The sequence below is a fragment of the Achromobacter sp. EB05 genome, from assembly GCF_044232075.1.
Lineage (GTDB): Bacteria > Pseudomonadota > Gammaproteobacteria > Burkholderiales > Burkholderiaceae_B > Achromobacter > Achromobacter dolens.
In genome coordinates this window covers 2,973,876-2,988,935 of the sequence record NZ_CP155917.1, presented here as the reverse complement: position 1 = coordinate 2,988,935, position 15,060 = coordinate 2,973,876, and the positions used below count along the sequence as shown (strand labels likewise).

12 protein-coding genes are annotated in these 15,060 nt (G+C 69.3%); 7 read left to right on the top strand and 5 right to left on the bottom strand.

Annotated features, from left to right (window positions below; all coding sequences use genetic code 11):
* Window positions 1-44 precede the first annotated feature (44 nt).
* Together AAID08_RS13680 and AAID08_RS13675 are read right to left on the bottom strand one after the other, a co-directional pair.
* Window positions 45-3,047 (bottom strand): PAS domain S-box protein, encoded by a 3,003-nt coding sequence (locus AAID08_RS13680; protein ID WP_395757745.1) that lies wholly within the window; start codon window positions 3,045-3,047, stop codon window positions 45-47.
* A 128-nt stretch (window positions 3,048-3,175) separates the two neighbouring features.
* Window positions 3,176-3,889: a DUF2325 domain-containing protein gene (locus tag AAID08_RS13675; RefSeq protein ID WP_336235665.1), complete on the bottom strand. Its 714-nt coding sequence runs from the start codon at window positions 3,887-3,889 to the stop codon at window positions 3,176-3,178.
* Window positions 3,890-4,180: 291 nt separating this feature from the next.
* Between AAID08_RS13675 and AAID08_RS13670 the strand changes: the two genes are divergently transcribed.
* Window positions 4,181-4,489, top strand: coding sequence for a flagellar transcriptional regulator FlhD (locus AAID08_RS13670; RefSeq protein WP_054502571.1), 309 nt, complete (start codon window positions 4,181-4,183; stop codon window positions 4,487-4,489).
* A 75-nt stretch (window positions 4,490-4,564) separates the two neighbouring features.
* Here the strand turns inward: AAID08_RS13670 and AAID08_RS13665 are convergent, their stop codons facing one another.
* Window positions 4,565-5,848, bottom strand: coding sequence for an MFS transporter (locus AAID08_RS13665; protein WP_064527632.1), 1,284 nt, complete (start codon window positions 5,846-5,848; stop codon window positions 4,565-4,567).
* 106 nt (window positions 5,849-5,954) lie between these two features.
* Between AAID08_RS13665 and AAID08_RS13660 the strand changes: the two genes are divergently transcribed.
* Window positions 5,955-6,863, top strand: coding sequence for a LysR family transcriptional regulator (locus AAID08_RS13660; RefSeq protein ID WP_054434913.1), 909 nt, complete (start codon window positions 5,955-5,957; stop codon window positions 6,861-6,863).
* Between the two features lie 141 nt (window positions 6,864-7,004).
* Window positions 7,005-8,648, top strand: coding sequence for a mucoidy inhibitor MuiA family protein (locus AAID08_RS13655; protein ID WP_254603833.1), 1,644 nt, complete (start codon window positions 7,005-7,007; stop codon window positions 8,646-8,648).
* Between the two features lie 28 nt (window positions 8,649-8,676).
* Here AAID08_RS13655 and AAID08_RS13650 read toward each other — a convergent pair whose 3' ends face one another.
* Window positions 8,677-9,900: an EAL domain-containing protein gene (locus AAID08_RS13650; protein ID WP_054502574.1), complete on the bottom strand. Its 1,224-nt coding sequence runs from the start codon at window positions 9,898-9,900 to the stop codon at window positions 8,677-8,679.
* A 274-nt stretch (window positions 9,901-10,174) separates the two neighbouring features.
* Here AAID08_RS13650 and AAID08_RS13645 point away from each other — a divergent pair, with 274 nt between their 5' ends.
* Complete coding sequence (locus tag AAID08_RS13645; protein ID WP_054502575.1) at window positions 10,175-11,302, top strand: 3-deoxy-7-phosphoheptulonate synthase; 1,128 nt, start codon at window positions 10,175-10,177, stop codon at window positions 11,300-11,302.
* 60 nt (window positions 11,303-11,362) lie between these two features.
* Here the strand turns inward: AAID08_RS13645 and AAID08_RS13640 are convergent, their stop codons facing one another.
* Window positions 11,363-12,598, bottom strand: a complete 1,236-nt coding sequence (locus AAID08_RS13640; RefSeq protein ID WP_395757744.1) for an NAD(P)/FAD-dependent oxidoreductase — start codon at window positions 12,596-12,598, stop codon at window positions 11,363-11,365.
* Between the two features lie 129 nt (window positions 12,599-12,727).
* On the opposite strand from AAID08_RS13640, the gene AAID08_RS13635 reads away from it, so the two are divergent.
* The 3 genes from AAID08_RS13635 to AAID08_RS13625 all read left to right on the top strand — a co-directional run bounded on the left by AAID08_RS13635 (window position 12,728) and on the right by AAID08_RS13625 (window position 15,060).
* Entirely contained in the window at window positions 12,728-13,330 is a 603-nt protein-coding gene (locus tag AAID08_RS13635; RefSeq protein WP_343719027.1) for a GNAT family protein, read from the top strand.
* 122 nt (window positions 13,331-13,452) lie between these two features.
* The gene (locus AAID08_RS13630) at window positions 13,453-13,959 is read left to right on the top strand and encodes a hypothetical protein (RefSeq protein WP_054502578.1); all 507 of its coding nucleotides are present in this window, start codon (window positions 13,453-13,455) and stop codon (window positions 13,957-13,959) included.
* A 381-nt stretch (window positions 13,960-14,340) separates the two neighbouring features.
* Window positions 14,341-15,060, top strand: a complete 720-nt coding sequence (locus AAID08_RS13625; protein WP_343719026.1) for a response regulator transcription factor — start codon at window positions 14,341-14,343, stop codon at window positions 15,058-15,060.

The following is a 15,060-nucleotide window of genomic DNA, read 5'->3' as shown; positions in this document are numbered from 1 at the left end:
CGGCACTTTTTACCGTCCAGTGCAAACCTGACACCCGCACTCCCTCATTCGTCTCCCTCTCCCGTCCCGCGGGCATACGTCGATTCAAGCATGCGCTGGACGCGCGCGGTCAGCGCATCCAGCGCGAAAGGCTTCACAATCAGCTCCATGCCGACCTCCAGGAACCCGGAGCCACGCGCGGCGCTTTCCGCATATCCGGTCATCAGCAGGACCTTGAGCCCGGGATGCACGGCGCGCGCCGCATCGGCCAGTTGGCGCCCGTTCAATCCCGGCAAGCCGACATCGGTCACCAGCAGATCGATATGAGCCGTGGCCCGCACCTGCTCCAGTCCGGCGTCGCCGTCGTTGGCGGTCAGCACCCGTATGCCCTGTTCGCCCAGGCATTCGCTGACCATATCGCGCACGTTCGCGTCGTCTTCCACCAGCACGATGATCGCCTGGTGCGACCGACCGCCGGGCGCGCGCGCCAAAGCCGGCGGCGCCACGGCATCCGCGGCGCTGCCCTGATGGCGGGGCAGGAAAATCCGGACCGACGTCCCGGTCCCCACGTGGCTTTCCAGCGTCACGACCCCGCCCGCCTGCTTGGCGAACCCGTAGATCATGGACAGGCCCAGGCCCGTGCCTTCCCCCTGCGGCTTGGTGGTGAAGAACGGATCGAAGGCATGCGCCAGCACGTCCGGCGTCATGCCACAGCCCACGTCCATGACCTGCACCTCGACGAAATCGCCCGCCGGCACGCCGGGATAGGGCCGCAGGAATGCCGGGTCCAGATGGATATTCCTCGCGGACACCGTCAACGGCCCGCCTTCCGGCATGGCATCGCGGGCGTTGATCACCAGATTGAGCAGCGCGTTCTCGAACTGGTTGCGGTCGCAGCGCACCGGCCACAGGTCCTGGTCCACGTTGAAGATCAGTGAGACGCCCTCGCCGGTATAGCGGCGGAACAGATCGACCATCGATTGCAACGTCGTGGCCACGCTGAACGGCTGCGGATCGATCGGCTGGCGCCGCGAGAACGTCAGCAGCCGCTGTGTCAGGTGCGCGGCGCGGTTGGCCGAGTCCATCGCCACGGTCACGAAACGCCCGGCCTGTTCCGGCACGCCGCTCGCCAGCTTGCGCTGGATCAGGTAGAGCGCGCCGGTGATCCCTTGCAGCATGTTGTTGAAATCATGGGCGATGCCGCCCGTGAGGCGCCCCACCGCCTCCATCTTCTGCGCCTGGCGCAGCGCGTGCTCGGTCGCCAGCAACGTCTCGGCCTGGGACTTCAGGTCCGTATCGTCGCGGCCGGCCATATAGAGGCTGTCCTGCGCCCACGACATGCTCCAGGTGATCCAGGCATAGCCGCCTTCCCGCTTGCGCATGCGGTTTTCCAGGTGCCGCACGCCCTGGGCCATCTCCGGGCGACGCGCGTGGGTCAGCGCTTCGCGCGTCGTTTCGTAGTCGTCCGGATGGATCAGGTCGCGCAGCCCCATCGCCAGGAACTGTTCCGGGGTCCAGCCCAGGATCGGCCGCACCGCGGGGTTGACGCTGGCGAAGCGCCCCTGCCCGTCGACCACCGCCAGCAGCTCGGGCGACAGGCGCCAGATGCGGTCGCGTTCCGCAATGGCGCTCTCGACGCGCTGCTCCAGCGTGCGCGAATACTGCGAACGCTCGACCGCGGTGCACAGGCGTTCGGCCACGTCCTCGATGCAGGTCACGTCGCCGCGCTTGAGCCGGGTGCCGGCCGTCGGCCGCACCACCAGCGCGCCGCCGGGCCGCCCCCAACGGGCCGTCGGCACCACGATGGCGGACGGCATGATGTCGCCGTTGGGCTGGGCCAGCAACGGCTCCAGGAAAGCCGTGCGGCCGCCGCGCACGGCCTCGACGAAGGCCGAGTCGAACGTCAGGTCCAGGTCCGCGCAACCGTCGCGTCCCGGCCGCGGCCGCCAACAGGTCGACACCTGGGGCTCGGCGCCCTCGCCCGCTCCGTCCACCAGCGCCACCAGGCCCAGCGCCAGATGCTGGCCGAGGCTCTCGCAGGCCAACTGCTCGATCGCCGCCTGGTGCTGCTGTTCGCGCATGCGGTCGCCCAGCGCCAGCACGAAATGCTTGCGATGCTGCCCTTCCCACAATTCCGCCTCGGCGGTCTTGCGCGCGGTGACGTCCAGGAACAGCGCCATCATCTGGTTGTCGCCCTCGCGCCGCGCGCGGGCCTCGTACCAGGCCGGCTGCGGCGACGGCACCGCGAATTCGAACTGCGCCGGCTCGCCGGTTTCGACCACCTGCGCGAACGTGTCAAGGATCCGGTCCGGCACCCCCGGAATCATCTCGCGCAGGGTATGGCCCAGCGTATCGCCCTCCTTCATGCCGCTTTGCCGCTCGAACGCGGGATTGACCTCGATGAAGCGGAAGTCGACGATGCGGCCCTGCGCGTCACGCAGCGCTTCGCTCAGGAAGAAGGCTTCCTGCATGCCGTCGAACATGGCGCGCCAGCGTTCGCCGCTGCGGCGCAGCGCGACTTCGGTCAGGTGGCGTTCGATCGCCAGCGCGGCGCTGCGCGTGACCACCGCGATGGCGTCGATATCGTCGGCCGACGGCGTGCGCGGCGAGCCGTAGTAATTCGAGAACACGCCCAGCAGGCGTCCATCGGGGGCCTTGATCGGCGTCGACCAACAGGCCCGCAGGCCGTGCGACAGCGCCAGCTCGCGCCATGACGCCCATGCCGGATGGCTGGCGATGTCCTCGACGTAGACGGGGCTGCCGGAATCCGCGGCCCTGCCCCAGGAGGCCATGTCCGGTCCGATCGGCGCACGGTCGACAGCGCTGTTGAACTCGTGCGGCAGGCTCGGCGCGGCGCCGTGCCGCAGGATCTTGCCGCTGTCATCGACCAGCGCGATCGAGGCGCGCAGTTCGACGCTGGATTGGGCTTCGATGGCGTGCAGCATATGGCCAAGCACCTCGGCCAGCGGCACGCCGGCGGCGATGCGCTGCAACATCACGCGCTCGTCTTCGAGACGCGCGAGCGTATTGGTCCAGGGGTGGGGCACATGGTCTCGCTGGGTCAGCATGGAATCTCCTGCAGGCTTCCCAGACTGTATTGCGGGCGCGGCGCGGCAGCCGCAACCCTCGGTAACTCGGCATTACATCTTGCCGGCGGCCCACGGCGAGACATCGCCGATTGACCGCCTCGCCGCCTTCAGCGCGGCACGTCGACGCTTTCGCGCGCCAGCCCCAGCGCCGTCAGCGCCTCGGGCTTGTCCACCAGCACGCACTGCTTGCCGGTGCGGGTGCAGTGGTCCTTGACGCGCCAATAGGCGCCGTGGCTGACGCAGCCGGTCTGGCAGATCACCAGGTCGGCGGCGACCAGGCTGGCTTCCAACGTATCGCCGTCGGCGCCTTCCGCGCCGCAGTGGCCCAGGTAGCGGCCACCGGCCATTTCCACTACTTTGCGCGTCAGCATCAGGGCCATGGCGTCCTCGCCGACGCACAGCACGGATTTCTCGCGCAGCGCCGTCGCGGCGATCACCGCGGGCGCCACGGCGGGTCCGGTGGCGGCGTCAAGCGAATGCGCGCGCGCCGCGGCGGACCGATCCTGCCAGGCCAGGCGCTCGCGCATCAGGCTCTGCACCCGTTCCATCAGTTGCGTGACGCGCCTGGCCAGCGCCACCCGCCTGGGCAGCCCCGGAACCGCGCCTTCGAATGCCGCGCGGTCTTCACGCGCCCAGGCCAGCGCGGTGTCGCGCTGGATCACCGCGGCCCGCAGCTTGAGGACCTCCCCTTCAAGGTGCTGGATGCGCTGCGCCTGGGCGCTGAGCAGGCGGCTGCAGCGGCCCTGCGCCTGCCCATAGGCGGCGAGCAGCGCCGCGTGCTCGCGCTGCAGCGAATTGGGCTCCTGGAATGCTAGGGTCATCGTGGGCCTCTCGGGTGACGGGCTACAGGCGGACGCGGATCATGCGCCGGCCAACGTGCAGGGCATTATAAATGAGAATGAGTCCGTTTCAATGAATGAAGATATGTCAATTCCGAGTACCGGGAAATCCATTACTGACGGCCCCTGATCGCTTAAATATGATCGACAAACCATATCGGCACGCAAGCCTTCGCGGGCTTGACTAGACGCCCATACAGGACGCTTCGCGCCTTGCCTGTCCTGGCCCGTGCACCCGCCGGGCCGCGGATTCAATGAAGTGAGGGGCACCCGATGCCGCGATCAACCGAGCTTCTGCGCGATATCCACGAAACCAATCTGATGTATCTGCTGCTGTTGCAGCGGATGGCCCGCGCCGGCAACCTGCCGGCCCTGGCGGGCATGCAGATATCGGAACGCGCCTGTCAGTGGCTGGCGGGCCTGCGGCACGAGGACGTGGCCCGGCTGGCCAAGAGCAGCGTGGTGCTGGCGCAGTTGAACCTGCCGCCGCACCTGCTGCTGGCGACGCTCAGCCAGGGCATGGAGGCCACCCTGGCCGCCGAGCCCCAGGCCGAGGCGCCCCCGGTCCGCACCCTCGCCTAGTCGGCGCCACCGGAAAGCGCGATGGCCGGGCGCGCGCGGCGGCCCGCGGCCGCCGCTTGATCCCCTCAAACACGCTCAGGACGCGCCCCGCTCCACCGCCGCAGCCGACGGCACGCGGGCCGTGCGCCAGTAAAGCGCCGCGCTGATGGCCAGCGCCACCGTCAACAGGCTGCCGGCCATGGCCGCCACGCCAGGCCAGCCGCCATCGGTCCAGAAGTGGCCGCCCAGCGAGCCCAGCACGCTGGACCCGACGTAGTACACCAGCAGGTACAGCGCGGCCGCCAGCGCCTTGTAGCCCCGCGACATCTGGCCGACCCAGCCGCTGGCCACCGCGTGCGCCGCGAAGAAGCCGAAGGTGAAGACCACAATGCCGGCGATCAGCACCGCCAAGGCGTCCGACAAGGTCAGCAGCAGCCCCGCCAGCGCGATGCCCGTGGCCGCCGCCAGCATCGCGCCGCGACCATGGCGGTCGGCCAGGCGGCCGAAATAGGTCGACGCGAAGATGCCGACCAGGTACACGACGAAGATGAAGCCAATGAAGGTCTGGCTCAGCGAGAACGGCGGCGCCACCAGGCGGAAGCCGACGTAGTTGTAGACGGTGACGAAGGCGCCCATCAACAGCCCGCCCATGGCGAACAACCCGCACAGCGGACCATTGCGCAGGTGCGCCCCGATGCCGTCGCGCACGTCGCCGGCCACGCCGGCCCAGCCGCGCGAGCGCTGCGGCGTGAAACGGCGCGAGGCCGGCAGCAGCCAGATGAACAGCAGCGCCGCGACGATGCCCAGCAGGCCCAGCGTGCCCAGCGCCGCGCGCCAGCCGAAATGGTCGGACACCAGGCCCGTGATCACGCGCCCGGACAGGCCGCCGAAGGCGCTGCCGCTGATGTACAACCCCATGACGAAACCGAGCGTGTCGGGTTCGACCTCTTCGGCCAGGTAGGCCATGGCCACCGCTGGCACCCCGCCCATCGCCACGCCCTGCAACGCGCGCAGCGCCAGCAGGCTGTGCCAGTCGGGCGCCACCGCCGCCGCCGTGCCCAGCACGGCCGAGGCGAACAGCGACAACGCCATGATGCGCTTGCGCGGCAGCGCCTGCGAAAACAGCCCCACCAGGAAGATCGCCACGGCCAGCAGGCCGGTACAGAGCGACAGCACCAGGCTGCTCTGGGCCGGCGAGACGCCGAAGGCCTGCGTGAACAGCGGCATCAGCGGCTGCACGCAATACAGCAGCGAAAAGGTGGAAAAGCCCGCCGCGAACAGCGCCCACTGGGCGCGCCGCAAGGCCGGCGTGCCGCGCGCGAGGTAATCGGCCTGGGGCGCGGCGGGGGAAGACGGAGGAACGACTGGGGCGGTGGACATCTCGGAAATCTCGAAAACATCGGGCAATGGACCCGTGCGATCAAGGTAGACTTTTCCCCTGCATATGTCCAATATATGAAACCGGCACTCGCTATATTTTTAAACGATGGAACTGAGACATCTGCGCTATTTCACCGTGGTCGCGGAAGAACTGCACTTCACCCGCGCCGCCGCCCGGCTGGGCATCGGCCAGCCGCCGCTGAGCCAGCAGATCCAGCAGCTCGAGCGCGAGATCGGCACGGCGCTGTTCCTGCGCCTGCCGCGCGGGGTCGAGCTGACCGAGGCCGGCGCGCAGTTCCTGGAGGACGCCCGCGCCATCCTGGCCAGCGCCGACCGCGCCATCGACACCGCGCGCCGACTGGGGCGCGGCGAGCACGGCGCCATCACCGTGGGCTTCACCGCCTCGGCCGTGTTCCACCCGTATCTGCCGCGCGCCATCCGCGCTTTCCGCGACCGCTATCCGGACGTGCGCATCAGCCTCACCGAAAGCAATACCGTCAGCCTGCTGCGCGGCCTGCGCGAAAATGCCGTGGACGTGGCCTTCGTGCGGCCGCCGTACGTGCTGGATCCGGAATTCGAGGCCGAGCGCGTGCTGGACGAACCCATGCTGATCGCCCTGCCGCCCGACCATCCGCTCAGCCGCAAGCGCAGCGTGCCGATCGCCGCGCTGGCCGACCAGGATTTCGTGCTGTACCCCCGCCCCATCGGCGCCGGCCTGTACGACGCGATCCAGAACGCCTGCCTGCGCGCCGGGTTCACGCCGCGCGTCATCCAGGAAGCGCCGCAGATGGCCTCGATCGTCAGCCTGGTGGCGGCCGGCGTCGGCATCTCGATCGTGCCCGCCGCCATGCGCCACATGGGCGCCCAGGGCATCGAGTACCGGCCGATCAAGGGCGACGCGCCGCACGCCCTGCTGGACATGGCCTACCGCCGCCACGACCGCTCCGTCGCCGCCCGCAACGCGGTCGAGATGCTGCGGCGGCTGGCGCACCCGGAGCCGTCCGCGCCCGCTTGAAAACAGGGCGGTATCGCCCTGTCGCTTTTGACATCTTCTGTAAACCCATGCCCCGCCGCGCCCTGTAAATTGTCGCGCTATCGCCGCTGCGGCCCCGTTCACCGGAAGGCCGGCCGGCCCAACCTGCCTATAGGTGCACACGTGCAACGTACTCTTCTGGCGGTGGCCATCGCCACCCTCCCCGGTCTGGCCGCGGCGGCCGGGCTGGCCTCCTCCATCGGCGCGGTCACGGTCTACCAGGACCGCGCCGTCGTCACCCGTGCCGCCAGCAGCGACCTGCCCGCCGGCGAACACGAACTGGTCCTGGAAAAGCTGCCCGCCAGCCTGCAGGAGAATTCGCTGCAGGTCTCGGCCAAGAGCAGCGGCCAGGCCACCCTGCTGGACGTACGGGTGCGCGATGCCTTCCAGGCCGATACCGCCAACGAGCGCGTCAAGCAGTTGGAAGACCAGATCCGCAAGCTGCAGGGCCAGCAGGCCGCGCTGGACGACGAAGCGTCGGTGCTGGACAACCAGCGCGAGCTGGTGGCGATGATGCAGCGCGGCGCCACCGAGCCGGCCAAGGATGGCCCGCGGCCGACGCTCGATGAGCTCAAGGCGATCCAGGCCCTCAGCGCCGACACCCTCAGCCGCACGCTCGCCGGCCTGCGCCGCGTGGCCGAACAGCGCGAGGAGCTCGAGCGCCAACTGTCCGCCGCGCAGGGCGAACTGGGCCAGTTGCAGGGCCAGCTCAACCGCCGCACCAAGACCGTCACGCTGCGCGTCAACCTGGCCCGCGCCGGCAAGCTCGACCTGAACGTCTCCTACGCCGTGGCCGGCGCGCGCTGGACCCCGTCGTACGATGCGCGCCTGCGTCCGGCCGACCGCAGCGTCGATCTCGGCTACTTCGGCGTGATCCGCCAGAACACCGGCGAAGACTGGAACAACGTCAAGCTGACCCTGTCCACCGCCCGCCCGGCGCTGGGCGGCGGCGCGCCCAAGCTGAATCCGTGGATCATCGATGTGGCGGCGCCGCCTCCGCCGATGCCGGCCCCGGTGGCCGCGGCGCCGGTCATGCGTCCCGAGCCGCGGGCCCGCCAGAGCGCCAAGTCGGCCTCCGCCGAGATGGCCGCCGGCGACATGGCGCCCGCCCTGGAAGAGGCCACGGTCGCGACCGCCGCGGTCCAGTCCGAGGCCACCAGCGCCTCGTTCCAGATCCGCACGCCCGCCACGCTGCCGTCCGACAACAGCACGCAGCGTGTCGCCATCACCACCGCCAAGCTGCCGGCCACGCTGCAATACCAGTCGACCCCGGCGCTGCGCGAAGCCGTCTTCCTGACGGCGCTGGCCAACAACAACACCGAATACCCGTTCCTGGCCGGCACGCTCAACACTTTCCTGGATGACGCCTTCGTGGCCGCCTCGTCCATGAAATCGGTGATGCCCGGCGAAAAGGTCGAGCTGGCGCTGGGCGCCGACGACGGCATTTCGATCAAGCGCCAACTGGTCAACCGCTACACCGAAAGCACCGGGTTCTCGGGCAATGGCAAGCGCGTGACTTACGAGTACAAGATCACGGTCAAGAACAACAAGGCCACCAAGGAACAGGTGAGCTTCAAGGACCGGTTGCCGATCTCGCGCAACGAGAAGATCGAGGTCAAGCTGCTGTCGCCGTCCGAGCGCGACATCAAGCGCGAAGACGACGGCGTGCTGGTGTGGAACTGGGAAATGGAGCCCGGCAAGTCGCGCGACGCGGTGCTCAAGTTCTCGGTCGACTACCCGGGCGACATCGACGTCGCCGGTATCTGAGCGGCGATGGCGACGCCGCCGGCCGGCCTCATTGCCGGCGGCAGAACGCGATGAAATCGGCGGGGGCCAGCGGCATCGAAATGCCATAGCCCTGCGCCAGCGTGCACCCCAACTCGCGCAGCAGCAGGATGTCGCGCTCCTGCTCGACCCCTTCGGCCACCACCCGCCGCCCCAGCACCCGCCCCATCTCGATGGCCGCCGCCACCACCGCGCGCGAGGCCGGTTCGCGGTGCATGTGGACGATGAAGTCGCGGTCGATCTTCAGCTCGGTGAACGGCATGGCCGAGAAAAGCCGCATCGACGCGATGCCCGCGCCGAAATCGTCCATCGCCAGCTCGAAGCCGCGCACCCGCAGCAGGTTCAGGGCCGACGACAGCGCCAGCCAGTCGGTGACCGGCTCGTCTTCCGTCAGTTCGACCTTGACCAGCCGCGCCGGCAGCCCGGCCCGGGTCACCCGCTGCTCCAGGCTGTCCGGCAGCCCGGGCGCGCACAGCGTCGAGGCCGAGGCGTTGATCGCGATCGGCACCGCGATGCCCTCCGCGTGCATCTCGGCCAGCACCTCGACCACGCAGTCGGCGACACGGTTGAACAAGGTCTGGTCCAGCCCCAGACGGTGCGCCGCCGGCACGAAATCCACCGCCGGAATGACGCCCAGCGTCGGATGGTCCCAGCGCGACAGCGCCTCGGCCGCCACCGTGCGTCCCGTGCCCAGGTCCACCTGGGGCTGAAGCACCACGCTCATGCCGTCGCCGGAACTGAGCGCGCGCCCCAGTTCCGCCTCGATCACCTCGCGCCGCACCGCGGTGCGGCGCGGCGAGGCCGTGTCATCGTCCAGGCTGTGCAGCGCCGTCTTGATCGCATGCTGCATGGCGGTGCGCGTCACCGGCTTGGCCAGCGCCTGCGACGACGGGCAGCCGGCCTGCAGCGCCAGCCGCACATGCGATTGCAGCAGCTCGTCGGAAAGGCTGCTGATCCAGACGATCGGCGGCATGCTCTTGAGCCGTCCCCCGTCGACCAGTTGGCGCAGTTCGTTGGGCAGGCGCGTGCCGTCGCCCTCGCCCATGACGATGTCGCTGATGACCACGTCGTAGGCCTGGCGCGCCAGGGCGGCGATGGCCTCGGCGCTGCTGCCCACGCCGGCCACCCGCCGGTATCCCAGGGCCAGCAGCATGTTCTGCAGATACGCCCGCTCCACCGGGTGGTCTTCCACCAGGAGGATCCGTCGAGAGGCGCCGGCGTGGAGTTTGGGCATCGGTCATGTCCTCGGGCGTGCGGCAGGCGGTGAGCCGGGCGCGGGGCGCTCGGCCTGGGGCGCGGTCGCGGGAACGCATGGCGTCATCGCTAAGGCGGTTGCGTCAATGCTAAGGCATCTGCCCCGACTGTAGCGCCACCGAACACGCCCTAGGCCCATTCGCCGCCCGGTCGCCATCGATCGTCCTAGGGCGCACGGGGACATAGCCCGGACGGACGACGCCGGCCGGTGCGATAATGATGGTCTTTTCCGCATCTATGGCACGGAGCTTCCCTTGACCCGCATTGACGATCCCCTGCACGACCGCGAGGTCGGCACGGCCGACGCCACCCAGGACAACACCCGCACGGACGACACCCGCATCAGCGCGGTGCGTCCGCTGATTTCGCCCGCGCTGCTGCAGGACGAGCTGCCGGTGTCGGCCGAGATCCAGACGCTGGTCGAGGACAGCCGCGCCCGCATCGCCGACGTGCTGCACGGCCGCGACGACCGCCTGGTGCTGGTGGTCGGCCCCTGCTCGATCCACGACCACGGCCAGGCGATGGAATACGCGCGCCAACTGCGCGCCGCCGCCGACCAGTACCGTGACGACCTGCTGATCGTGATGCGTGTCTATTTCGAGAAGCCGCGCACCACCGTCGGCTGGAAGGGCTACATCAACGACCCGCGCCTGGACGGCAGCTTCCGCATCAACGAAGGCCTGCGCCGCGCCCGCGAACTGCTGCTGGACATCAGCGGCCTGGGCCTGCCGATCGCCACCGAATTCCTCGATCTGCTCAGCCCGCAGTACATCGCCGACCTGATCGCCTGGGGCGCCATCGGCGCGCGCACCACCGAAAGCCCCAGCCACCGCCAACTGAGCTCCGGCCTGAGCTGCCCGCTCGGGTTCAAGAACGGCACCGACGGCGGCGTGCAGATCGCGGCCGACGCCATCGTCGCCGCCAGCGCCAGGCACGCCTTCATGGGCATGACCAAGATGGGCATGGCGGCCATCTTCGAAACGCGCGGCAATGCCGACACCCATGTGATCCTGCGCGGCGGCAAGCAAGGCCCCAACTACGACGCCGCCAGCGTCGACGCCTGTTGCGCGGTGCTGCGCGCCGCCGGCCAGCGCGAGCAGGTCATGATCGACTGCTCGCACGCCAACTCCAACAAATCGCACCTGCGCCAGGTCGACGTGGCGCGCGACATCGCCGCCCAATTGTCCCAGGGCGACACGCGCATCACCGGCGTGATGATCGAGAGCCATCTAGAGGAAGGCCGCCAGGACCTCAAGCCCGGCCAGCCGCTGCGTCATGGCGTGTCGATCACCGACGCCTGCCTGGGCTGGACCCAGACGCTGCCGGTGCTGGACCTGCTGGCCGACGCGGTGCGCCAGCGCCGCGCCAAGGCCCGCGCCTGACAACCCGCCCCGGTGCGCGCGGCATCGCGCCGGACGGCCGGGAGTGCCCCGCAAAATGCGCTAGCGATTCAACGCATACGGCGCCGGATCCATGTCCGGCGCCTGTCCCGTCATCAGGCAGGCCAGCAGCTTGCCGGTCACCGGCCCAAGTGTGAAGCCGTGATGAGCATGGCCGAAGGCCAGCCACAGGCCCGCATGGCGCGGCGCCGCGCCGATCACCGGGCGCATGTCCGGCATGCACGGCCGGCAGCCCATCCAGGGCGTTTTCTCCACCGCCTCGCCTAATGGCAGCAACTGCGCCGCCAGCGCCCGCGTGCGGGTCACCTGCACTGGCGACGGCGGCGCGTCGCGCGGCGCGAATTCGGCGCCCGTGGTCAGGCGCAGGCCCAGTGTCATGGGCGACATCACGAACCCGCTGTCGATATCGGCCACCGGATGCGCCAGCGAGGCCCCGCCTTCCAACGCGAAATGCTGGTGATAACCGCGCTTGACCGCCATGGGCACGCGATACCCCAGCGGCCGCAGCACGTCGGGCGACCACGGCCCCAGCGCCACCACCGCCTCGCGCGCCTGGACGGCCCCCGTCACGCCGCGCACGCGCCAGCCGCCAGGCACCGCCTCGAGACTGCGCGCATCGCCACGCGCCAGCGAGCCGCCACGCCGCTGGAACAGCGCCGCGTAGCCGCGCGCCACCGCGCCCGGATCCGACACATTGACCGGGTCGCGCCAGTGGATCGCGCCCACCATGCGCGGCGACAACGACGGCTCCAGCGCCGACAGGGCCTGGCGGTCCAGCAACTGGTAGTCCAGTCCGTACTCGGCCAGCGCGGCGGCCTCGGCCACCGCGCGGTCCAGGCTTTGCTGGCTGCGCATGCCATCGATCCAGCCATTGCGGCGAAACAGCGCGCCGATGCCGGCGGCGTCCTTGAGCGCGTCGTGTTCGGCCACGCTGCGCTCGATCAGCGGCAGCATCGCGGCCGCGGCGCGCGCCAGCCGCGACGGCGCCGAATGCCACCAGTAGCGCAGCAGCCAGGGCGCGATGCGCGGCAGGAAACGCGCGTGGTAGCGCACGTCGGGGGTGCGGTTGCCGGCATAGCGCAGCAGGCTGCGCCAGTCGCGCGGAAAGGCGTAGGGAATGACGCTGGCGCGTTCGATCAGCCCGGCGTTGCCATAGCTGGTTTCCTCGCCGGGACCGCGCCGGTCCAGCAGGACCACCGAGCGGCCGCGCGCCTGCAGGTGCAGCGCGGTGCTCACCCCGATGATGCCCGCGCCCAGGACAACCACGTCAGTTTTCATGCGCCGCATTCTGCGCCCGGGCGCGGGGGTTCGGCAAGCCGCCGACGGCGGGCGTAGAATCGCTGGGCGTCCGGGACGCCGCCATGACGGCGGGCGCCCGACCGCGACGCGTCCGCGGAGTCTCCCGTCATGTCTTCCCCCGCCCGCCTGCCGCCCGTCACCCTGGAAGGCGAGATCGTCCGGCTCGAGCCCCTGACCCTGGCGCACGCCGCCGCGCTGGCCGAGGTTGGGCTGCACCCGGAACTGTGGCGGCTGCAGCCCGAACCGGTCGAATCCGCCGACGACATGCGCCGCTACGTCGAGCGCGCGCTGGACGGCCAGGCCGCCGGCGCCTGCCTGCCGTTCGCCATCGTGCGCCGCGAAGACGGCCGGGTCATCGGCACCACCCGTTATATGGATATCGCCCTGCCGCACAGGCGCCTGGAGATCGGCGCCACCTGGCTCACCCCCGCCAGCCAGCGCAGCGGCGCCAACACCGAGGCCAAGTACCTTTTATTGCAGCACGCCTTTGAAACAATTGGTATCATACGGGTCGTGTTCAAGACGGAAGTGACCAACCTGCAATCCCGGCAGGCCATTCTCCGTATCGGCGGCGTCGAGGAAGGAGTCTTCCGCAAGCACCTCATCGCGCAGTCCGGACGCACCCGCGACATGGTCTACTTTGCCATCCTCGACGAGGATTGGCCCGCCGCCAAAGCGCGCCTGCTGGCGCGCCTGCGGCGCGCGCCGTAGCCCGGACGGGACCTTGCTCTTTGTTTGCATCAGGGCCGGCGCTCAAGTTCACCGGACGCGACGCCGTTAACGCAGTACCGCGGGGCAAGTTTCCACCCGCCCCCGCCTCTTTCAAGTCAGGTATGGATCGTTCTCCCCTCGCCCCGCCCTCGCCGCTCGGGCACAACCAGCGCACCATCTTCATCTACACCGAAGAGCAACGGGGCAACCAGTTGGTTGAATCATTGGTCATCGGCATGCTGTCGGACGTCTCGGGTTCGGACAAGCTCGTCGTGGTGCAGGACCCGTTCAGTGGCCTCAAATTCATCTACCGCATCGACCACGAAAGCAGCAATCTCGACGCCGCGGCGCTCACCGAACAGGACGAGTCCGCATTCAACGGCAAGACGTCGGTCCAGATCAACTCGATGTCCTACAAGTTGGGAACCGCCGAGAACGCAATGAAGCTGCTGCGCGGCAAGACCCAATGGATCCAGGACAAGGGCGCGGTGCTGTCGGTGCTGCTGCAGAACGCCGCGGCCCGCAAGACGCGCTTCGCCCCGCCCCGCATCGAACGCGATCGCGTCCGCCGGGTGCCCCAGGGCGTGCCCGTGGAATACCTGACGGACCCGGCCGCGCCGCCGCAATGACCCGCGCGGCACGGCGCAATCGCTGAATCGATGCCGGGCGAATTTTTTATCCACAGTTTCTGTGGATAAAAAACTCACGGGCGCACGACTGCTGGCCGTTACGACGCCGCTACCGGGGCTGGTCATTTTTTGACCACCGGTATCAGCGCGGTTCGAGGCGCCTTGCGACGGCATTCGCTGCGCCGCAATATGCCGCGCCGCCGCGGCGGCGATAATGATATTCTCCGCGAAAGCGCCTCGAGGGGATCACACCGATGGCGCCGTATCCGGCCTGCGCCAGGCGGAGTCCTCCACACCAATAAGAAGCCGTAGCATGAAAGGAGCGGAAAGCGTGTTTGCCCTTGGAGCGCCTCGCGCACAACCGCTAGCTCGTCCGGCGCCGTGACCATCATCATCGTCGACGATCACGGGGACTGGCGCGACAGCATCGCCGAATTCATCCACGACCTCGGCCTGGGCGAAGCCATCCTCACCGCGGGTTCGCTGTCCGAACTCGACCAACTGCTGCTGAGCGTGACGCCCGGCATCCTGGTGCTGGACGCGATGCTGCCCGATGGCGACGGACTGGCGCGCGTGTCCCACCTGCGCACCACCTATCCCTCGATGGGCATCATCATGCTCACTGGTCGCCTGTTGAGCGAAGACAAGGTGTCCGGCCTGAGCCTGGGCGCCGATCATTACCTGACCAAGCCCGTCAACCTGGCCGAACTGGGCGCCACGCTGGTGTCGCTGTCGCGCCGGCTGAGGGTGGTGCCCGCGGCCGGCCCCGAAGCGCCCAGCGCCGAGACCTGGCGCTTCGATCCGGCGCGCCGCATGCTGGTCTCGCCCAAGCGCGTCCACGTCGACATCACCGATACCGAGAGCCGCCTGATCGGCGCGCTGATCCAGGCCGCGCCGCTGCCGCTGTCGCGCGGCCGGCTGGTCGAGGCGCTCGGCGCCAGCGCCGAAGCCTACGACACCCATCGGCTCGACGCCCACATGCACCGCCTGCGCCGCAAGCTGCGCGCGCAGGCCGGCGGCGACATGGGCATCCGCACGGTGTATGGCGTCGGCTACGTCTGCACCATGCCCGTGCAGGTCATCAGCAATCCCAAGAGTTGA